This window comes from Blastocatellia bacterium, assembly GCA_016713405.1.
GTDB lineage: Bacteria > Acidobacteriota > Blastocatellia > Chloracidobacteriales > JADJPF01 > JADJPF01.
On record JADJPF010000004.1, the window covers coordinates 453299 to 474505 of the forward strand.

Genomic DNA, 21207 nt, shown 5'->3' on the forward strand with positions numbered 1-21207 from the left:
TTTTGGTATTTATAAAAATAGCGTTGTAATTAGTTAGTATTTAATGGAGAATATCTTATGTATAGCATAGTACCAAATAAGAATACAACAAATATAGCGCAAGACTTTAAGAAAGTAGCAGCAGAATTTAGATTACTTTATTCTGTTACTAAAGTACTAAAAAAGCTAACTAGCCAAATAATAAACACATCAGAAATAGAAGCTAATCTTTTCCTAAATTTGCAAATATTAAAGCATATGTTGAATGTAAATTTAGTTGGAAAAGAAGCATTAAAATTTAATATAACTTTTTTACTAGTAAAACAATATTTATCTACGTATAAATATAATATTATTATAAATAATAATTTAGTAACAGTTGCAGAGTTAAGAAAAGCTATTAAAGAAAATAAAATTAATAATCAAGAAGTAGTAATTTTATTACAATTTGAGTTTTATTTACATTCCAATAAATTAGCAAATCAAGCAAAGGTAGAGACCTTATTAACTCATCTTTCACAAAAAATTAAACAATTAAATAATATTAGAAATACAATTGATTTATTTAATTATAATCATAAATATTCAATAACAAATACTATTAATAAAAAGTCTATTATTGAACAAATTGTAACAATAAATGAACAAATTAATAAAATTAATAATTTTGAACAATTATTATCCAGTAATATAATTAAAGATTTACGAAATATTAAAAATAATCTACAAAACTATTTCTGGCTACCAGAGATATTATCATATTTAGTTCTAGTTAATCTTAACTTAAGAGAAAAATTTATATATTTATTAGAAGAAGAAAGTAAGTTTATTAAATATAGTGTAGAAAATCTAATATTATTAGGAATTAATTTTATACCAAAATTAAATAAATTAGGTGTATTAGATTTAAGTAAAGTATATAAATTTGTTAGTGATATTAATATATGGATTAATCAAGAGTATAATAACAACTATAAAAATCTAATGAAATTAGTTTATATAGCTAATGTAGTGCGCCAAGCTGTAAAGAAAAATTTGCCTGATAATAATAATGTTTTTATTGAATATGTTAATAAAGCTGAAAATAAAGAGTATGATTTAACAAATGAGGTGTTAAATCATACTCAATCTGGCTGGATGATCATTAATAGTGAAGTTTTATTAGATATGAATGATAAAATAATAGAAAGTAGTGGGTTTATTACAAACACTCCTGTTAAAACAAAACAAACAATGATTACAGCAAATAATAAACAAATTTATAAAAATAATAGTTATAGTAAATCAGTTAATATTAATTATTTACAACAAAAATGGGCAGAAGAACAGTTAGAAAAAGATATTGATAATATAATTAATATTTTAGCAAAACGAGCAGTTAATGCACCCAAGCAAATAATTAAGCTAAAATATTCAGATTTAATCTTAAATAAGAAAGAAGTCAGTATTTTAATGAATGGAAATAGTCAAAAAACTGTTTACGATAAAGCTAAATATATTTTAATAAGGCGTGCTATAGCATTATTTATAGAGTTACAAGAAGTAATAGCTTTTTATGATACAAAAGTAGAATTACTTGGTATTTCTTGGGGAATTTATGGGTTAAAAAATATTTTATATTATTTGGAAGAAGCAAAAATAGTTATTAGTAATATTAATGATTATATTAATGAGCTTAATAAAGATAGTACAAATGAAATATTTGACTTAGTATTGATTAAAGATAAGGTAGAAGCAGTTATTGAACAAGTATATTTATTATTTGATAAAGCAGAAATTAGTACTTTCTCTTTTAGCAGCTTGATAGAAAGTAAAGGGGGTAGTTATGAGATTCCTAACACAAACACCACAAATTAGCGATGTTGTATTTGTTCCTTCATTTAATGAAGAAGTAAGTTTTTTCCAACAACAATATGACTTTCTAAATAGCTGTTATGACAAGTTAAAAGCAACACAAGAGACTTTAGAAAAGTTAGGGGAACTAGCAGTTATTGGTTGTACTTATACTGAAGAAAAACTTGTAAATTCCTTAAAACAACTAAAGTTTGTATTATTACGTAAAGATGATGAGCAAATCAAACAACAATTGGTATTAGTTAGAGAAAGATTATGGAATTATTTGGTTTGGTTAAAGGAAAATAGCAATAATTTACCTACATATCTTTTACGCCAAGATATTGAAAATTCAAAGCTTACTTATGATGACATATTAGCCCTAGCATATTTGCTAAGTTTAACTAGATCTAACCTTAAAGAGGATATCAACAAATTTGAGTTACTATTAACAGAACTTTATAAAAGAATTGCTCCTGAAGATTTTAATAACCTCTTAGATTATGTTATGCCACTGCCAGAAAGTTCACCTTTGACAGAACAAGCAAATGAAAAATTGTTTTATGCTTCAGAATTAATAAATAAAATCCGTCAAACAGGGAGTTTTTATAAATTGGTGCTTACTAATTTACTTTCAGATGCTCGCACATTAAAACAAGAACTTAGACAAGATTTTTGGCATAAAGATGTTATTTTAGCAGTAATTACACTAGATTTAGAGTTAAAAAGACAATTCCAAAAGTTTGCTATAGAAAAAGCAACCATATTAGAAATTTGTAAAAGTATGTTAGCCAATAACTTTAATGCTATTGGAGAGCTAACAGACGGAACAACATTAAATTTAGCAGCAGCTAAAGACTTTATTGAAAACTTAGACAAAATCTTAGCTCAAGATTATGAATCTCTCCAAAATGAATTAAAACAAGCAGCACAAGTTTTTGAGATAGTTTATAACGCCAATGATGAATGGCAAAAATTATCTAAACAAGCTAGTAAAATAAATAACCAAAAAGCAGACCAACAAAAATTTGTTGCTACTAAAGCAGAAAATCTGATGTTAAAACCATTAATAGAAACTCATAGGAATATAGGAATCGTTGAAATAGAAGAACAATTAACTGCTAGGGTGGAAGAAATTATAAATTCTATCAACCAAACAGCTAAAACTAACAAATTGCCTTTAAGGTATTCACAATTAATTTTAAGCCAAAATGAAATTATAGCTCTATTTTCTCAAGGTAATATGCTAGAAAGCACTTTTCATGCTCAACAATATAATTTAACTAGAAAAGTAACTGCTTTAATTGCTGAATTGCAAGAAACTTTTAGCTTACTCTCACAAAATGAACAAAAGAGCTTGAAGTCTAATCTAAACAATATTTTAGGCCAACTACTAGAACATGCAGAAAAAGTTAATTCTGAGTTAGAAATATTGTCCAAACAAGCAGATAAATAATCAGACATTAATCTATCTATTGCTTTAGTAGGGATAAAAAATAAACTAACCAAAGCTGTTGAACAAAGTTGTGAATGGAGCGACATAATTTTACAAAATAGTTATGTTTAATCCTAATAACTTAAATACTTCATTTTATAGATATTTTTTTGCATTTATCTGTTCATTATCATATGTGGGCGCAAGACTTGCGCTCACAAAGTTTTTTTTGTTTACCATCTTAGTTGCTTCTAAAAAATACTACTAAATCAAATAAAATATTATATAAAAAAAACCTAGTTATTTTTATATAATCTATGTTGTAATAAGTTAATTAACTTAGTAAATAATTGTTTGTAGTTTATAGGTATTTTTTATAGGGATAGAAATTAATGATAAACGACAAAGAAAAAAAACTTGATTTAGAATCAGCTAAAATTTTAATAGTTGATGATGACTTAGAAGGGCAAAAAGTTTTAGGTTATTTGCTTTCAAAATATGGTTACAAACTAGAATTTGCTGATGATGGTGAAGAAGGACTAAAAAAAGCTCAAGAAATAGAACCTGATTTAATCTTATTAGACATAATGTTACCTGGTATAGATGGATTTACAGTCTGTCAATTTATAAGACAAGATAAAAGACTAGCGAAAGTACCCATAGTAATGGTGACAGCATTAGAAGATTCAAAGTCTCGTAGACTTGCAATTGAAGCAGGTGCAGATGATTTTATTTCTAAACCATATGATTTAATAGAGTTACGAGCAAGAATACAGAATATTGTAAAATTAAATAGGTATAGGCAATTTTTACTGGAGCGAGAAAAATTTGAACGAATTGTAGAAATTTGCCCTGATGGAATAGTTATACTTTCTGAAAAGCAAGAAATATTGCTAGTTAATCCTGCTTCTTTGCAAATGTTTAGAGTAAAAGATCTTAAGGATATAATAGGTCTTAACATTGATTTTTTAATAGACATAGAGTATTTAGAAAATTGGAAAAATTTTTTAGATAAAGTCTTAACTTATCAACTTAATAAGCTTTATATAGAAATTAGATTTTACACAATAGAAGGAAAAAGTTTTCCAGCAGAGGTGACAGCCGGATACTTGCTGTGGGATAACATGCCTTCGCTACAACTTATGATTAAAGATATTAGTGAAAAACAAAGGCTAGAAACACAACTTTTAAGGTCACAACGTTTAGAAACTATTGGTGTACTTGTAAGTGGTATAGCACATGACTTAAATAATCTTTTAACCCCATTGTTATTAGGTGTAGAAATGCTAAAAATGGGTGTAAATAAAAACAACTAGATGAAGTATTGGGAATAATTCAAAATAGTGCTGAACGTGGCGCGGAAATGGTAAAACAAATTTTAATTTTTGCTAGTGGAGCAAAAAAAGGCACTGAACCTATTCAACCAAAACATATACTTAAGGAAATCCATAGTATAATTCGAGATACTTTTCCCAAAGACATTTCTTTAGTTAATTTGCCAGCAAAGGAATTATGGTTGATTGAAGCAGATGCAACACAACTAACCCAAGTATTATTAAACCTTTGTGTTAATGCTCGTGATGCAATGCCACAGGGAGGGGAACTTAAGGTTTTTGCAGAAAATGTTTTTTTAGAGCAAACTTATTTAGCAACTAGACCTGAGTTAACAGGTTTGATAGCGGGAGCATATGTAGTTTTTAATGTTGTTGATACTGGTATAGGTATGAGTGAAGAAGTTTTAGAAAAAATTTTTGACCCATTTTTTACTACTAAAGATGCTAATAAAGGTACAGGTCTAGGTTTATTTACAGCACAAACAATAATTAAAAATTATAAAGGTATTATTCAAGTAAATAGTAAATTAGGTGAAGGTAGTTGTTTTAGTTTCTATATGCCTGCTTATGAAAAGAAGGAAAATATCAAAACAATAGAAGCTTCTTTACCAATATATTTAGGTAATGGAGAGTTAGTTTTTATTATCGATGACGAGCTAGCCTTATGTGAAATTATCAAAGCCACACTTGAATCAGCAAACTACCAAGCAATATTTGCAGCCGATGGAGTAGAAGCAATAGCTACTTATAATGAGTACAAAGATAAAGTAGCTGTAGTATTGCTAGATTTACACTTACCTTTAATTAGCGGTATAGCTTTGATTCGTGTACTACAGAAAATCTCTCCAAATATAAAAATTATTATTACTAGCGGACTAGCAAGGGCAGAAGAAGTTTCTGAAGCCTTAAAACAAGGAGCAGCAAGTTTTTTAGCTAAACCCTATATGGCACAAGATTTGCTGAAATTAATAAATGAAACTTTATTGGGTACAAATAGCCCTAATAGTCCTATAAGGTAATAAAATATGACTAATTCATTAAAACCAAACTCTGAAATCAAAGTAATGATTGTTGATGATGATGCAAATGTTCGTAGAATGGTACGCTTGCTTTTTGAACGAGATGGCTATCAAGTGGTTGAAGCTACTAATGGAAAAGAAGGTGTAGAACTTTATCAAAAACTACAACCAAGTGTAATTTTAATGGATATAGCTATGCCTGAAATGGCTGGACTAACAGCTTGTAAAAAAATTCGTGAAACTCCAACAGATATTCCTATCTTACTTGTCACCTCTCTTTCAGATGTTGACTCTATAGAAAAAGGATTTGCTGCTGGTGCTACAGATTATATTACTAAACCCCTTAATTGGATTGTACTTAAACAAAGAACACTTCATTTATCTAGAATTAGCCAGGCAGAAAAAACTGTTGCAAGCCTTCAACAATGGGAACAAATTCATAACTACACTAATAGCCAGGAAAAAAATGAAAATCTGCTTATAGGTAGTGGAGAAGCTTTTTCGGAAATACATCAACTTATTAGACGTGCAGCCTCAACAGATGCAACAGTTTTAATTACTGGAGAGACTGGAACAGGCAAAAATGTTATTGCCAAAGCAATTCATCACACTAGCGAAGGAAGACGCAAAGCTTTTATCAGTATAAATTGTGCTGCTTTACCAGAAAGCTTAATTGAAGCAGAACTATTTGGTGTAGAAAAAGGAGCTTATACTGGAGCTACATCTAGCCGTAAAGGTCTTTTTGAGTTAGCTAATGATGGGACTTTGTTTTTAGATGAGATTGGAGAAATGCCTGTACTTTTACAATCCAAATTGTTAAGTGTGTTAGAAGAGCGAAAAGTCCGGCGTTTAGGAGCAGAAAACTATAAAGATATTAATGTTAGAATTATTGCAGCAACAAATGTTAATCCAAAACAAGCTATAGAGAATGGTAAACTTAGAAGCGATTTATTCTATCGTTTAAGTGTGATTAATATTCAAATACCTGCTCTACGCCAAAGGTCTGAAGATATAGCACAACTTTGTTATCACTTTATTAAAAAGTTTGCTCCCACTCGCAATTTATTTTTATCTGACCAAGAACTTGATTTACTAAAAAAATATTCATGGCCCGGTAATGTTCGAGAATTACGAAATATTATTGAGCGTTGTATAATTTTACAACCTGGCCCAGAACTACAGCCTTCTAAATTAATAAGCAATTTTGAAAGTAAAGATAACCATTCTGAAGAGAGTGAAAATTTAGTTATAGAAAACAGAATTTTTACTTTAGAGGAGCTAGAAAAGCAATATATAGAAAAAATATATAACCAACTTGGTAAAAACCAAACTCATACAGCACAAGCATTAAATATTTCTTTAACAACATTAAAAAGAAAACTAAAAGATTATAAAATTAGTCTTCATAGTGGATCTGTAAAACTAGACACCAAAAAGAGGGTAAAAGAGTTATAAACAAAGCAATGAAAAAAGGGGCCGTGTTTGAGTGAAATTGGTAGTGCAGTTGTAGCCCTTTGTTAAATTGATGTACAAACCAAGTGCCAACTTTTTTATATCACGACCCCTTTTATATCATTACCAATAGTAAAAACTATCCATCATTGATCAAAATTTAGCTGCTAAATACTTGGTATACTTCTAATTGTTAGAACAGTTAACCGCAAGTTGCTACCCAAAATACTGGTGTAATCCATAGAGCATCCAAACATACACTTCCACCACATTCATTTGCTTTGATAATAAGCACTGTATATTGAGTCAACAAATACACTGCTAGTGATGCCACTACTCCTGCTGCTATTGTTCCTAATATTGGCCCTAATGCTAGTAATATTGGTGCTAGTGCTAGTATAACTGCTCCTACAGATATCCCTCCTGCAGATATCCATTTTAGAAACTCTGCTGGTATTCTAATCCTATATCCCCACCAGAATGCTTCAAAACTTGGTGCTGGTACAGCTTCTTCTGTCACTGTATTTGATGCTGAAATGTTTTCAATTAACATCTTCTCATCAAAATCTACTCCTCTTACTTTCATTGCTAATATTGGATTAGCTACAAAGTCTTTGTTAATCTGTTCATTAGATTTAGCTAGTTCTACATAATCATCTAATGTAATGTTTTTCATATCAACCTCCTTTACAGTCAACCTTTAGACTTAAGATTTAGAACAACTTTTGATGTTGTACTTTTAGTTAATACAAAACTCTTGTAAATTACAGACTAGTTAATACTTTCTAGCAAAAACGCTAAATGTATATGATTACGCAATACATTATAAAATGTATCAAATCACACTACAAGCCATTGGCGTACTTTTCAACCGTAAATACGCCTAACATTACAATCCTAGCTTTGAATAATTATTAATTACTGTTTTTTGTTTTGATTTATTCAGATGGATAGGGCCATTGGAAAACCAGACATTGGGCGGGTAAAAATCCGGTCACTTTAGATCAGGGTTGAGTTAAGTTAAAATACTAGTAAATCAAAAAAGAGTCAATAAAAACAATACATCTACGACGGACAACAAAAAAGACAATTCAAATAAAGAACCTTACGCCTACGGCGAATGCTCAAGAAAGGGCAATGAAAATGTCTTTTTTCCAAAGTAAAAATGAGACCCGGCCATGTGCGTCGTTTCACTCCTACTTATGGCCTACTATTTAGGCGACCAAAAGTAAGTAAAAATAAGTTGAAAGTTAAACCGGCCATATTGCGTCGTTTCACTCCTCTTATGGCCTACTATTTAGGCGACCAAAAGTAAGTAAAAATAAGTTGAAAGTTAAACCGGCCATAATGGGTCGTTTCACTCCTACTTATGGCCTACTATTTAGGCGACCAAAAGTAAGTAAAAAGTAAGTTGAAAGTTAAACCGACCATGCGTCGTTTCACTCCTACTTATGGCCTACTGTTTAGGCGACCAAAAAGTAAGTAAAAAAGTTGAAAGTTAAGCGGCCATAGTGCGTCGTTTCACTCCTACTTATGGCCTACTGTTTAGCCAACAGGAGTTGAGCTTTACGGCGTTTGACAGTTCTAAAGGAACTCCCTTTAGTAGTAAGGATATGAGAATGATGTCCAAGTCTATCAAGTAAAGCAGTAGTAAGTTTTTCACAACCAAAGACTTGAACCCATTCACTGAAAGCTAAGTTTGTAGTAACAATAGTTGAACGACGACTATAGCGTTCAGCTAATAGATTAAAGAGCAACTCTCCTCCAGTACGATCAAAAGGAACAAAACCTAGTTCATCAACAATTAGTAACTCTACTTTGTGTAGCCGTTGATGTAACTTTGTTAAACTGCGCTCGTCCTTTGCCTCTATTAATGAGCGAACTAAAGATGCTGCTCTAGCAAACAATACATTGTAACCTCGGCGAGTAGCTTCTATTCCTAGGCATATTGACAGCATTGTTTTTCCTGTACCGATGGGGCCAGCTAAAATTACATCCTCAGCTTTCTTTATATATTCTGCACTAGAAAGCTCCAGAATTTTTGGTTTTGATATTCCTTCTAAGGCTGTCCAATCAACTTGCTCTAGGGTTTTTATCTCTGGAAATTGGGCAATTTTTAACCTGTAAGCAGCAGCAAGCTCAGAACGGCTATTTACCTCTTTTTCCAAAAGCTCTTTTAGAAACTCTTCATACTGCCATTGTCCATCTCTTGCACACCGTGCAACTGCTGTATAATCACGAGCTATAGCTGGCATTTTTAATGCTTTTAGGTACTCTACTATTATTGCATCTTGTGTAGTATTTATCATAGCTTACCTCCTGCAAGCATCCAGTCATAGTCTTTAGCTTTAGCTTTTTCTATTTCAAATTGCTGTAAATTCTCTGGTAAATCTATTTCTAAAGTTATACTACTATCTTGTAGTTTCTTAGCTAATGCTAGTAGATCTATTTTACCTACTGCCAAAGATTTTCTTAGTGCTTCTTTAACTTCTTCTTCTCCATGTTCAAGAACTGCTCCTAAAATACGTGAAAGAACTCGTCCTGCTTCTCGCCCTCCATAAACACTACTGAGCATCTCCCACAATTGAGGAAATGGTTCTCCTAACTCAGTAACTAAATTTGGAGCAACCTGGCGTACTGCTTGTGGCTTGCGGGCTAATTCTGGTAAGTAATTGCGGTAGCGTATGTATCGGCTTCCTGGTACTTGTTTAGGTAAAATTATTTCCGTTCCTTTACAAGCAACTGTAATTTCTTCTACTCCTATGTAGGCTTTAGCGTCTAGTCTTGCCCAAGTTTGTGGTACTGCATAATCTGCTCCTTCTATTCTTACTAGAGCTTTATTACTTACTTTACACATTACCATTACTCTAGGGTCAAATTCCCTTTCTGGTAAGGCTTTGAGGTACTTTTCCTCCTCAAATGCTTTAGCTACACTTATTCTCTCAGCATTTAGCTTTTGTGATAGAAGTCTTTATTTGGTTTTGTATTTCTTCTGATATTTGCTTTAGGCTATCTGCTTGGGGTATTGGAGTCATATGTTGTAGTCGGATATTTTTACCTGCTTGCTCTACCCCTCCTTTATCATGTCCCTCTCCTACTCTAGTAAAACACGGTTCATACAGATAATGGCTTACCAAAGATTTAAATTTATCAGTTAATTCTCTTTCTCCTCCTAGCACTTTTTTTACTGCTAGACTTAAATTGTCATAAACTATTCTTGTGGTATTCCTCCTAGTGCCTTAAATGCTCTTATCCCATCCAACAGCGATAATTGGTCACATTTTCATATAGCCATATATATTCATATCCACTGTACTGCAATCTCATTAAAAACTTCCATACTTTTTCTCTTCTTCCTTTATTTTTACTGCCACTTCAAAATAATCTACTTGTGCTACTTCTCCTGCTCTATACACTAGTGGTATATAGACTTCTTTTGTCTCCTTCTTTTCTCTTAAGTAACGTTTTATTGTTGTTTTTCCTACTATATATCTTCTTCTATCAATTGCTTGTGTATTATTGTAGAAGTGATTCGTTGTTTTGCTGTTGTTTTCCTTCGCCATTCTACTAATAGTTCATCTATTCTTCCTCCTACCTTTTCAGTTACAGGTTTTTCTCGTGCTTTTTTTTCTACTCTCTTAGGTTCTGCTTCTTTCAAGTATTTAGCTACTGTTTCTTTATCTATATTTAGTTGACGGGCTACTTCTCTTTGACTTAGTCCCTCAATTAATACTTTATACCTATGTTTTTTGTTTTGATTTATTCAGAACTGGTAGTTGTAAGACAAGTAGAACAATAACTTGATAAAACACCAATATTAGTTGATATTTTGTTTTGTAAAAAATATATTGCTTATTATTTGTAATTTGGCCTATTAATGACAATTATATGATAATACTAAATACTACATGGCTACCATCTGGCAATTTAGCAATTTGGGTTGAAAGTTTAGAGCTTTTTGAGCAATTTCTAGCCAAAAGAGAGACACAAAAAAATAAGTTAGCAAATAAAGGTAACAAAAAACAGCAAACGGAAATCCTAGAACATCCTTTTGTTTGCTCTACTAATTCCATCCTAGAAATAATAAGCTCATCCTTTCAAATAGACAAAAAGCTTTTAGATCCAGAAAATAAAATATTATCAAGCAGGCTTTTGGCTAAGAAAACTGCTGATGGCAATAAAGATAACAATACTTTAGTTAAATTATCTTTGCCAACGGCTGATAACTTACCTCAACCTTCTCATCCACTATTTAGAGATTTAATTCCTGAGCATAAACCAAAAGAACTATCTGCTTGGCAAGTTCCTAGCTTAGAAGTAAAAACGGATTTAGCTTTAGACCTTTTGTTATCTTTACCTACAAAAGCCCCATCAGGAATAATTTTTAGCGATTCTTTGTTATTTTTTAGCGAGTTAGCTAAATTTGCCCTTAAATTAGTTGTTCAAGGAAAAGTTCTTCCGGCCCTAGAAAAAAGACAAGATAGTTTTTTTGCACGTTGGCAACCTGTAGTAAATACTGATGTAGAATTATTGCAAGCAAAACAATTAATGGAGTTAATGCCTCTCTCGCTATGTTGGATAATAGGAACTCCTAAGCCAAGTACTACCATCACCACCATTTTTCAACTAACTTTAGAAAGTCTAGTTGATGGTCTAGTTAGAAAAACTTTATCAGGGACTAAGTTTTTTACTAGCAGTAAAAAATACTCTTCCGCCCATCAGGAATGGTTAACTGCTCTACTTTCAGAGCCTGAAATAACTACTGACAAAACAGAGCTAAATGCTTTATATAAAGTAATTAACCATTGGCATAACTCTGCTTTTAGAGCTACAGGACAACTACGTACATGTTTTCGCCTTTCTGAACCTCCTTCAGAGACTAAATTTGTTGAAATTAAGCGGACGACCAAAAAAAATACAAAGAAAATTGCTGAAGAAAGTGAATTAAAAAAAGAGCTAAATTTGCAAACAACAAACGAATGGAAAATAGATTTTCTTTTGCAAGCGATAGATGACAAAAGTTTGTTGGTGCCTGCTGAAATAGTTTGGAAGACAAAAGGTAAAGTCCTTAAGTTTTCTTCCAGAGACTTTGAGAGTCCACAAGAAAGACTTTTAACAGATCTTGGTAAATCTATTCGTTTATATCCAGAGCTTGAATCAGCATTAAAAGTAGCTAAACCTGTTTCGCTATATCTAGACACAACAGGAGCTTATAAGTTTTTAAGAGAAATAATGCCGCTTCTTGAACAATCTGGTTTTGGAGTGCTAGTTCCTAGTTGGTATGGTCGTCCATTACTACGCCCAGGTGCAAAACTTACTGCTCAACCTACAAAAGGCAAGGCTACAGGCTCAAACTTACTTGGACTAGAAGGAATTTGTGATTACCAATGGAAATTAGCCATTGGTGAAGAAGAAATTTCTTATGAAGATTTTCTTAAACTTGCTAAGTTAAAAGTGCCTTTAGTTCAAATACGTGGACAATGGGTTGAGCTTAAATCTGAAGAAATACAAGCTGCAATAGCTTTTTTTGAGAAAAAACACCTATCAGGAGAAATGACTGTAAATGAAGTCTTGCGTGTAGGTTTAGGGTTAGAAGGTGAAAAATTAGGTGTCCCTGTTGTTGGTTTTGAAACTTCTGGTTGGCTAAAGGAGTTTCTAGCTGAAAATAATGAGCAGAAATTAACTGAACAAAAAGCTCCAAAAGGCTTTGTTGGTAAACTGCGACCTTATCAAGAAAGAGGCTTATCTTGGTTAAACTTCTTGAATAATTTAGGGATTGGTGCTTGTTTAGCTGATGACATGGGGTTAGGAAAAACCGTTCAACTTCTAGCCTTGCTTGTACTAGAAAGACAAAACTCAAATAAAAAGCAAAATCCTACATTGTTAGTTTGTCCAATGTCAGTAGTAGAAAATTGGCAAAGAAAATCACCACGTTTTGCTCCAAGCCTAAAAGTACAAATTCATCATGGGTCTGAACGCCTTACAGACAAAGAGTTTGTAGAAGAAGCACAAAAAGCAGATTTAGTTATAACTACTTATGGATTAGCTACCAGAGATCAAAGTTTACTTTTAGAAGTAACCTGGGCAAGAGTGGTTTTAGATGAAGCACAAAATATTAAAAACCCTGATGCTAAACAAACTAAAGCTATTCGCAGTCTTAAGAGCCAAAGTAGAATTGCATTGACTGGAACACCTGTAGAAAATAGGTTGTCAGAACTTTGGTCAATAATGGAATTTCTTAATCCTGGTTTGCTTGGGTCAGCTAGCAATTTTAGTAAGCAGTTTTCTACTCCAATAGAGCGTTACAGAAGCAAAGAAAAAGCCACTCTACTCAAGCAATTAACACAGCCATTTATTCTTCGTAGGTTAAAAACAGATAAAAAGATTATTCAAGATTTACCTGAAAAAATAGAGATGAAAGTCTTTTGCAATCTCACATCTGAACAAGCTTCACTCTATCAAGCTGTAGTAGATGAAATGATGCAAAAGATTGAAAAAAGTGAAGAAAAAAGTATTGAACGTAAAGGCATGGTTTTAGCTACATTGATGAAACTAAAACAGGTTTGTAATCACCCTGTGCAAATGTTGCAAGATGGTTCAAGTGTAGCAGAACGCTCAGGTAAGTTGGCTAGACTAGAAGAAATCATAGAAGAAATTTTAGATGCTGGAGATAAAGTACTTTGTTTTAGCCAATTTGCTGAAATGGGAAAAATGCTTAAATCTCATTTACAGGAAAAATTTGGCTGTGAAATCCTTTTTTTACAGGGTGCAACAACTAAAAAGGCTCGTGATGAAATGGTAGAGAGATTTCAATCAGCCAATGGGCCAGCAATTTTTATACTCTCTCTTAAAGCTGGTGGTGTAGGGCTTAATTTAACAGCAGCACAGCACGTTATTCACTTTGACAGGTGGTGGAACCCTGCGGTAGAAGCACAAGCGACCGACCGAGCTTTTCGTATTGGGCAAACTAAAAATGTTCAAGTAAGAAAATTTGTTTGCATTGGCACAATAGAAGAAAAAATAGACCTCCTTATTGAACAAAAGAAAGAATTAGCCGACAACATTGTTGGAACTGGTGAAGGTTGGTTAACTGAACTGTCAAATAAGGAATTACGCCAACTTGTTGCATTATCAAAAGATGCAGTCTCAGAATCTGCATCTAAAGCTTTTACAAAAACCAAAACGGCAAGCTCAAAAAAAGCCCTAAGCCAAAATTCTAAATAGGAGGAAACTTATGTGGGGTTGGTATAGAAGAAACTCCTCTGGGCCGCGTCCAGCTAAAGATGGAATTAAAACCAAAAAGCAAAGAGGGACAATAGGAGAAACCTGGTGGTCAAAAAGATTTTTAGACGTTTTGCATTCATTTAACATAGGAGCAAGACTAGATAGAGGTCGTAACTATGCTCATAGAGGACAAGTTCTAAACATCAGTATAGAAGCAGGCTTAGTAAGTGCTAAAGTGCAAGGCTCACGCGCAACTCCTTATAAAATCACAATAAAACTAAAAGTCTTATCTAAAAAAGAATGGGAACAAGTAGAAAAAGCTTTGGTGGAAAGAGCAATATTTCTAGCAAGCTTACTAGCAGGAGATATGCCTAAAGATATTGAAGAGGCATTTACAGAAGTAAAACTATCATTATTTCCAAGCAGAGTATCGGATCTTAAGACAGCCTGTAGTTGTCCAGATTCGTCAAACCCTTGTAAGCACATAGCAGCAGTCTACTATATTTTGGCAGAACAGTTTGATGAAGACCCGTTTTTACTTTTTACATGGAGAGGTCGCACTAAAGAAGAGTTAATTGAAAGACTAAGATTGCTTAGAGGAGTTAATGTTGGTAGTATTTCTAGTGCTGATAAAGCTGAAGAACAAGCTATTTCAACTACAAATATGCCCGAAGTGCCTATACTAAGCCTAAATGATAGTTTGAGCAATTTTTGGCAAGCCAGAGCAAGCTTTTCAGAGCTTTCTTTTCAACCAGAAAAACCTTCTATACCAGATGCAATAATACGACAACTAGAGCCATTAAACTTAGCTATTGCAGAACAAAGTCTAGAAAAAATATTCTCAGAAATCTATAGAAATTTATCAGAAAAAGCTTTTGAAAAAGCTTTCGATAAATAATATTTTAATAAAATGAAAACTTTTGAACAGTTACATCTGTAAAAGGGAGTTTCTTGGTATAAAATGCTATGGCCTCATCATAATAGCAAGAGTTCCTAATAATTTTGCTAAAAATCTAGTTAGGTTTTACTGCTTCAAATTATTTTATTTAATTTTGTAATACAGTGGTTAATACCTAGTTCACAATTAGGATATTTGGGCTGCCATCCTAATTGTTGTTTTAGCTTTTTATTACTAGACTTAGCTGAGCGAACAGCAGCAGCAATAGGCTCACTACCTTTTACTAATGAAGCAATAAATGTTGGTATATGCCAAGGTTTTTTAAGTTAAGAGATTTAGCTGTGATAGCAAAAAAATCTTTCATTAAAACAGGTTGGTCATCAACAATATGAAAGATTTCACCTTTTACAACTCTTTCAGCCGCTAAAGCAAAAGCATTTGCTACATCATCAACATGTACAACATCCCACCAGTTATTACCATTTCCTGGAATCATAAATCTAGCTTTTAACATTTCCCCAACTAATTCTTTATACCATCCACCATAGCCATAAACATGAGATGGTCTTAAAATAACTATTGGTAAATTATGTTGTTTCATTTCATTTAATAGTAGCTTTTCTGCTTCTTGTTTTGATTTACCGTAAGTAGTAGTAGCAGTTAACTGACTGTTTTCATCAATAAGTTCCCCTTTAGGATTGCCTATAACTACGGAACTAGCATAAATAAATGAACTTATATTTATCCCTCTACAAGCTTGTGCCAATAATTTAGTTCCTTCAACGTTAACCCGATAAATTAAATCTTTGTTTCTTTGTGTAGCAATTTCAGCCGCAAGATGAAATATTGTGTCCGGTTTATAGTTTTTTAGTATTTCGCTAAGTTTTTCTTTATCAAACAAATCTGCTTGTTCAACTTCTGCACCAAGTTCAGTAATTGTCTTTTTTGCTTCTTCTCTACGAACTAAACCTAAAACCCTATGTCCTTTTTCTAGCATATTTGTAGTTAATACTTGTCCTAGAAAACCATTTGCTCCTGTAATTACACATTTCATACCTTTACCCACTTATTTTTATTTTTTCTGTGATTTTAGTTATTTCCAATTAAATTAGCTATAGCTAACTTAATACAGCGTAAACTAAGTAATCTGAAATTTTTATTTCTTAAAGCCCCAACGGGGCGATAGATATGTAGCGTAGGGCGCAAGCCCTACGTATGATAATGAGCAATTCCCAAAAGCCCCAACGGGGCGACAGAGTATTTTCTTAGCATTAAAAGACTATGTCGCCCTTACAGGGCTTAAAGAGACTTAACTATTATTTCCTAGGGCTTGCGCCCTAGGCTACAGTTATGTCGCCCCTCTGGGGCTTAAGAGTTAAGAATACAAAATTGCTATATTACTTAGTTTACAGCGTACTTTAATGAGAATTTTTTAAGTTATTAGTTAATTAAATAATTTAATTATACTTAGTAAAATTTATCAAATTGGTGCTTTTTCCTAATTTTGCTAGAGATGAATGGTTGTTTTATAACATCAAAATATAGTATAAATAGACAACTTTTTTGCTATTTTCCTCCACCCCGCATTTGTCCTATTATGCGGAAGAGCTAAAAAATCTACTATGAGCTAATTGATAAATGTTCCTAACTAGTGAACTTAGGGGGGGCTTTCTGTGAGATTCTTAAAACAAATTGTAGTGTTAGCTTTTATTGTTTGTATTGCAACAATATTTGCTGCCAGTTATGGTTGGGCTGCGTTCCAAAAAAACAAAGCCACAGCAGCAGCCAAACCAACTGCAACAAAACCTGCTGCAACTACTGCACCAACAGCAGATCCATTTGCTAAAAAACCTTTTAGTGGAAAATATGATACTAAGTATGATCACTTGACAATTGCTTCACCTGATAAGCCTAGAAAAGCGCATGATGTGCTTTTAGAAGCGGCTAATTGTGAAAAGTGTCATGTTAGAGTTGATAATAGACCTACTATGTTAACTCCCTATCATGATTCCTGTATTCAGTGCCACACCAATCAATTTACTGATCCTAAACTAGAAATCTGTGTTGGATGTCATACTCGCCCTTACACAGAAACACCAGAAAAAAGAATAGGAGTAGAGCCTTTTACACCTGTTTTAAAGCAATTTGGTATGGAATTTTCTCACACCTCTCATAGCACTAGGCCTGGTTACAAATGTGAAGATTGCCACGCTACACCAGCAGATGGAAAAACTGCCCGTTCTACTATGCCAAGACATGCTGAATGTTACACTTGCCATACTTTTGATAATAAAACTGCTAAAGGTGGTTGTTATGAATGTCATACCTTAGGCCCAGGTGCAGAAAAATTCCGTACACGTGGACAAATAGATTTTGCTTACAAATACTTTAAGTTTAATCATGGTAAGCATTTAATTGATCCTAGAGCTAATGATTGTGCTAAGTGTCATGATGTTAATAAAACTGATCCAGATCCAAATAAAACCGACATTTCACGTATTACTTTGATTTTATCTAAGGATATAAACAAAGTTCATAAATCGACTTGTTTTAGTTGTCATGATAAATCAGGAAATGAAGGAACAGGTGTAGCACAATGTCAAAAATGCCACGCCCGTAATCCAGGTGATTTAGTTAATAGCCCACCACCTGAAGCACGTATTCGTAAAGGTGAGTAAAGCTTAAACAAATATAAATAAAGTAAAAAAGGAGGTCAAAAACCTCCTTTTTTTATTACCTGGTTGACCGGCTTTTTTCTGTAGAAATTAAACTTACTGCTAAATTAGTTTCATCAACAGTAAACTTTTGTATTTGAGAAGATATAAAAGCAGAACCCATAGCAAAGTTATAATTTTTCTTATCATCACTTGTCTTAACTTTTACATGAAAAGTATTTTTATCTTTGCCATAAGTTTTATTTGTATCTGCTTCCAAAATTAATGTTGCTGGAACGTCAAAAGAGTTTTTGTTATCGTCAGCTTGGAACTTAATGCGGTTTTTGGAGATAAAAAGAGAACCTTTGCAAGAATCTGTAAAAGCCGCACTAGTAGTAGGTGGAGTAGGTGCGCTACCCCTAGACATACCAGGAATTTTTATGCGATTAAGTACCCCTGAACTACCTTCTAAAGCCATAAAAGCTTTATCTGATACATCTTTTCGGTCATTGATTACTACAAAAGAAACTTCTCCACCTCTATCAATTGTGTTAAGAAAATGTTTTCTTGCCTCAATTACATTGCCTACTAAATATAAGTTAGCGAAACCAAGTAAGTAATGTGCTTGAGGTAGTTTATCATTTACTGCAATAGCTTTTTGAGCTTCGCTAACAACAAGAGGGAAATTTTTCATTCTTAATGCGGTGACAGCAGCATCCAAAAAATTATTATAAGCTGTAGTGCTTTGCGCTATAGGATCGACTTTAGTCGCGCTGTCGCTAGGTGGGGTAGGATTTGATGAAGCTATATAACGAGAAGCAATAGCACCAATTAGCGAATTAGAACCACCTGCTTGTTTAATTTGGTTGGTAGCATTTGGATCTAAATTAAAACTTACCCCTTGTTTTTCTACTAAACCTTCAATTTTAGTTAAAGCTACTTTCTTACGTAGCATCTCTAGAATTTCATCTTTGGAGAGAGGGTTGTTATTAACTACTTCATAATGAGAAGCAATAGCACCAATTAAAGCATTAGTCCCACCTAGGCGTTTAAGTTCTGCCGTAGAACTAGCATCTAAAGTAAAACTTGCTCCACGTTCTTCTACGGCTTTTTCAATTTTAGTTGAAGGGACTTTTTTATTTAATAGTTCTATAATTTCGCTTTTAGAAAGTGGCTCATCTCCTGCTATGGTTGTTGTTGGAGTAGGAGTAGGGGTAGGAGTAGGAGTATTTTTCTTTGGTATATAATTTGTTCGACAAGCAGAAACAACTTGAGCAGATGCACCGGCTGTTATTAACTCATTTTCTATTGCAGGAGTTACTTCAAAATCTATTTTTCGCTCTTTAATTCGCTCCACTAGTGTTTCATCGGAAAAAATAGGAGGTTTTTCTACTAAATTTAGTATACCTTTTTTATCAAAAGGTTTTTCTCCATCCATAAACGCATTCAATGTCATTATTGAAATTATTATGGTTACAGTAAGCATAAATCTAAATATTTTAGTTTTATTTAGTTTATTTGATTTATAGTTAAACATTTAACTACCTCCATTCTATTATTTTAATTTGTTTAGCTCACTATTAGTTGTTTGGACTTCTTTTCTTATTTGCTCTCTTTTAACTGGGTCTGAAGTTTCGCTTAGTTCATCAACAAGACGTTTTAGGCGATTTTCTAAAGCTTTTTTTCTTTGTAGCTTTTCAGCCATATCTATAGGCTTTGGTATAGGTCTTATATCCAGAGGTTTTGGAGATGGTTTAGGTTTAGGGGTTGTTTCCATGGAGTTATTATTAGTTAGGTTATCGGGTGGATTAGGAGTTATTACCTTAGGATTAGGATCATTTCCACCTCCAGGAAAATTATTTGTTGGGACTTTTTTTGTTTGCACCTGCTACTAGAAATTCTTGTTCAACTTCTGAAGTCATTTCAAAATTAAGTTGTAATTCAGCAATTTCTTCTACGATTTGCTCTTGTAGTGTAGGGTTTGACTTAATAACTCTTAAGAGTTCTTCTTTTTCAACAGGATTAGTTGTTATCAATTTTGTAACTACAGTTGCTATTGATGTTGGACTTGGGCTTGGGGAACTACTAATAATGGTACTAGGGAATATCAAAAACTTTGCTGTTAAACCTACTACAACAATCAAAATAATAGCTGTACCAGCTACAATTTTAATTAAATGTTGTTTTAAGAAATTATCTGGTTTTGGATAAGCTCCATTAACTATTTCAGTTGGTGGAATAGGTTTATTTTGGTTTTGTAATGCTAATTGATAATTTATTTGTGCTGGCGAATTTATATGTAAAGGATTATCTGAATTGGTTAATTGATTAATACCTTGTTGGGTGTTTGCTTTTGCTTGTAAGTGAGTTTCTCTAGTTGTTGAGCTAGTATTTTCTTCTACTCTAGTGCCACCAATAATAGGGGTTTCTTCAATTTTAGTTTCTTGAAGAATAGGAATATTTTCAATTTTGGTTACTTGAATACTAGGAATACTCTCTAGCTTAGTTTCTTTTATTCCTGAACTAATGTTAGAAAGACTAGCAGGTTGATTAAGTAAAAAATTACGAAATTCTACTACCGTTTGAAAACGCTCATTAGGCGATTTAGCCATTGCTTTAAGTACAGCATCCTCTATTAATAAAGGAACATCAGGCTTAACTAAATGTAGTGGCGGCGGAGGTTGCTTAACATGCATATCAAGCAAAGCATACTCGCTATTAGCATCAAAAGGTAATTTACCTGTAAGCATTTCATATAGTAAAATTCCTAGTGCATAAATATCTGAACGAGTATCAATATCTTGGCCTTTTATTTGTTCTGGGGACATATAATGTAGTGTTCCTACTAGTCCACCAGGATTAGTCAAGCGATTAGTTCCTAAAATTCTAGCAATACCAAAGTCCATCACTTTGACTTTTTTTTCAAAGTCTTCTGTCATTACCATTAAATTAGCAGGTTTTATATCACGATGAATTATTCCGGCTCGGTGAGCTTGTCCTATTCCTTCTAATGCTTGACAAAAAAGGGGTATAGCTTCTTTATAATTGATTGCCCCTCTAGCAATAAGTTTAGCTAGGGTTTCTCCAGCAACAAATTCCATAATCATAAAAAATTGGTTATCTTGTGGAATAAAACTATAGAGAGTTGCAATATTTGGGTGGTTTAACTTAGCTAATGTGATAGCTTCACTATGAAAACGCTCAACTAAAGCAGGATTATTGGCTAGATCTGGTCGTAGGACTTTTATTGCTACTGGTCGTTGTAAATTTAGATCTAAACCTTTATAAACAGATCCCATTCCTCCTTCACCTAACTTATCTACTATTTGATAAATATTACCGATAATTTGGCCTATCACAGTAAATGTCCTTGATTTTC

At 32.9% G+C, this 21207-nt stretch carries 17 protein-coding genes; 8 read left to right on the forward strand and 9 right to left on the reverse strand.

Going from position 1 to position 21207, the window contains the following annotated elements:
- The first annotated feature begins 237 nt into the window (after positions 1–237).
- From IPK14_08305 to IPK14_08325, 5 genes are all read left to right on the forward strand, one after another.
- On the forward strand, positions 238–1836 hold the full coding sequence (locus IPK14_08305) for a hypothetical protein (GenBank protein MBK7993416.1): 1599 nt from the start codon (positions 238–240) through the stop codon (positions 1834–1836).
- Positions 1805–3268, forward strand: coding sequence for a hypothetical protein (locus tag IPK14_08310; GenBank protein MBK7993417.1), 1464 nt, complete (start codon positions 1805–1807; stop codon positions 3266–3268). Before IPK14_08305 ends, IPK14_08310 begins: the two co-directional genes overlap by 32 nt.
- 371 nt (positions 3269–3639) lie before the next feature.
- Positions 3640–4563 carry a response regulator gene (locus IPK14_08315; protein MBK7993418.1) on the forward strand — a complete coding sequence of 308 codons (924 nt, stop codon included), beginning with the start codon at positions 3640–3642 and terminating at the stop codon, positions 4561–4563.
- A gap of 8 nt (positions 4564–4571) precedes the next feature.
- Complete coding sequence (locus IPK14_08320) at positions 4572–5600, forward strand: response regulator (protein ID MBK7993419.1); 1029 nt, start codon at positions 4572–4574, stop codon at positions 5598–5600.
- A gap of 6 nt (positions 5601–5606) precedes the next feature.
- A complete protein-coding gene (locus tag IPK14_08325; GenBank protein ID MBK7993420.1) occupies positions 5607–7055 on the forward strand; it encodes a sigma-54-dependent Fis family transcriptional regulator in 1449 nt (482 codons plus the stop codon).
- Positions 7056–7254: 199 nt separating this feature from the next.
- Here IPK14_08325 and IPK14_08330 read toward each other — a convergent pair whose 3' ends face one another.
- The 5 genes from IPK14_08330 to IPK14_08350 form a co-directional block, all read right to left on the reverse strand.
- The gene (locus tag IPK14_08330) at positions 7255–7728 is read right to left on the reverse strand and encodes a hypothetical protein (protein ID MBK7993421.1); all 474 of its coding nucleotides are present in this window, start codon (positions 7726–7728) and stop codon (positions 7255–7257) included.
- 862 nt (positions 7729–8590) lie between these two features.
- Positions 8591–9361: an ATP-binding protein gene (locus tag IPK14_08335; protein MBK7993422.1), complete on the reverse strand. Its 771-nt coding sequence runs from the start codon at positions 9359–9361 to the stop codon at positions 8591–8593.
- Positions 9358–9909: a hypothetical protein gene (locus tag IPK14_08340; GenBank protein ID MBK7993423.1), complete on the reverse strand. Its 552-nt coding sequence runs from the start codon at positions 9907–9909 to the stop codon at positions 9358–9360. Before IPK14_08340 ends, IPK14_08335 begins: the two co-directional genes overlap by 4 nt.
- Before the next feature lie 85 nt (positions 9910–9994).
- Complete coding sequence (locus IPK14_08345) at positions 9995–10231, reverse strand: hypothetical protein (protein ID MBK7993424.1); 237 nt, start codon at positions 10229–10231, stop codon at positions 9995–9997.
- A 147-nt stretch (positions 10232–10378) separates the two neighbouring features.
- Complete coding sequence (locus IPK14_08350) at positions 10379–10615, reverse strand: hypothetical protein (protein MBK7993425.1); 237 nt, start codon at positions 10613–10615, stop codon at positions 10379–10381.
- A gap of 325 nt (positions 10616–10940) precedes the next feature.
- Here IPK14_08350 and IPK14_08355 point away from each other — a divergent pair, with 325 nt between their 5' ends.
- Together IPK14_08355 and IPK14_08360 are read left to right on the forward strand one after the other, a co-directional pair.
- The gene (locus IPK14_08355) at positions 10941–14276 is read left to right on the forward strand and encodes a DEAD/DEAH box helicase (GenBank protein MBK7993426.1); all 3336 of its coding nucleotides are present in this window, start codon (positions 10941–10943) and stop codon (positions 14274–14276) included.
- A 10-nt stretch (positions 14277–14286) separates the two neighbouring features.
- Positions 14287–15174: an SWIM zinc finger family protein gene (locus tag IPK14_08360; protein MBK7993427.1), complete on the forward strand. Its 888-nt coding sequence runs from the start codon at positions 14287–14289 to the stop codon at positions 15172–15174.
- A gap of 283 nt (positions 15175–15457) precedes the next feature.
- Here the strand turns inward: IPK14_08360 and IPK14_08365 are convergent, their stop codons facing one another.
- Complete coding sequence (locus tag IPK14_08365; protein MBK7993428.1) at positions 15458–16228, reverse strand: NAD(P)-dependent oxidoreductase; 771 nt, start codon at positions 16226–16228, stop codon at positions 15458–15460.
- 619 nt (positions 16229–16847) lie between these two features.
- On the opposite strand from IPK14_08365, the gene IPK14_08370 reads away from it, so the two are divergent.
- A complete protein-coding gene (locus IPK14_08370; GenBank protein ID MBK7993429.1) occupies positions 16848–17852 on the forward strand; it encodes a hypothetical protein in 1005 nt (334 codons plus the stop codon).
- Positions 17853–17907: 55 nt separating this feature from the next.
- Here the strand turns inward: IPK14_08370 and IPK14_08375 are convergent, their stop codons facing one another.
- Genes IPK14_08375 through IPK14_08385 form a run of 3 tightly spaced genes read right to left on the reverse strand, consistent with a single transcriptional unit; the run spans position 17908 to position 21187 of the window.
- The gene (locus tag IPK14_08375; GenBank protein MBK7993430.1) at positions 17908–19365 is read right to left on the reverse strand and encodes a hypothetical protein; all 1458 of its coding nucleotides are present in this window, start codon (positions 19363–19365) and stop codon (positions 17908–17910) included.
- An 18-nt stretch (positions 19366–19383) separates the two neighbouring features.
- Entirely contained in the window at positions 19384–19713 is a 330-nt protein-coding gene (locus IPK14_08380; protein ID MBK7993431.1) for a hypothetical protein, read from the reverse strand.
- Positions 19685–21187: a serine/threonine protein kinase gene (locus tag IPK14_08385; GenBank protein ID MBK7993432.1), complete on the reverse strand. Its 1503-nt coding sequence runs from the start codon at positions 21185–21187 to the stop codon at positions 19685–19687. The genes IPK14_08380 and IPK14_08385 overlap by 29 nt, the downstream gene beginning before the upstream one ends.
- Between the last annotated feature and the right edge of the window lie 20 nt (positions 21188–21207).

Bases quoted from the DNA above. Each gene is read 5' to 3' on its own strand.
- IPK14_08305 (MBK7993416.1), top strand. From the start codon at position 238: ATGTTGAATGTAAATTTAGTTGGAAAAGAAGCATTAAAATTTAATATA.
- IPK14_08310 (MBK7993417.1), top strand. From the start codon at position 1,805: ATGAGATTCCTAACACAAACACCACAAATTAGCGATGTTGTATTTGTT.
- IPK14_08315 (MBK7993418.1), top strand. From the start codon at position 3,640: ATGATAAACGACAAAGAAAAAAAACTTGATTTAGAATCAGCTAAAATT.
- IPK14_08325 (MBK7993420.1), top strand. From the start codon at position 5,607: ATGACTAATTCATTAAAACCAAACTCTGAAATCAAAGTAATGATTGTT.
- IPK14_08330 (MBK7993421.1), bottom strand. From the start codon at position 7,728: ATGAAAAACATTACATTAGATGATTATGTAGAACTAGCTAAATCTAAT.
- IPK14_08335 (MBK7993422.1), bottom strand. From the start codon at position 9,361: ATGATAAATACTACACAAGATGCAATAATAGTAGAGTACCTAAAAGCA.
- IPK14_08340 (MBK7993423.1), bottom strand. From the start codon at position 9,909: ATGTGTAAAGTAAGTAATAAAGCTCTAGTAAGAATAGAAGGAGCAGAT.
- IPK14_08350 (MBK7993425.1), bottom strand. From the start codon at position 10,615: ATGGCGAAGGAAAACAACAGCAAAACAACGAATCACTTCTACAATAAT.
- IPK14_08355 (MBK7993426.1), top strand. From the start codon at position 10,941: ATGATAATACTAAATACTACATGGCTACCATCTGGCAATTTAGCAATT.
- IPK14_08360 (MBK7993427.1), top strand. From the start codon at position 14,287: ATGTGGGGTTGGTATAGAAGAAACTCCTCTGGGCCGCGTCCAGCTAAA.
- IPK14_08365 (MBK7993428.1), bottom strand. From the start codon at position 16,228: ATGAAATGTGTAATTACAGGAGCAAATGGTTTTCTAGGACAAGTATTA.
- IPK14_08375 (MBK7993430.1), bottom strand. From the start codon at position 19,365: ATGTTTAACTATAAATCAAATAAACTAAATAAAACTAAAATATTTAGA.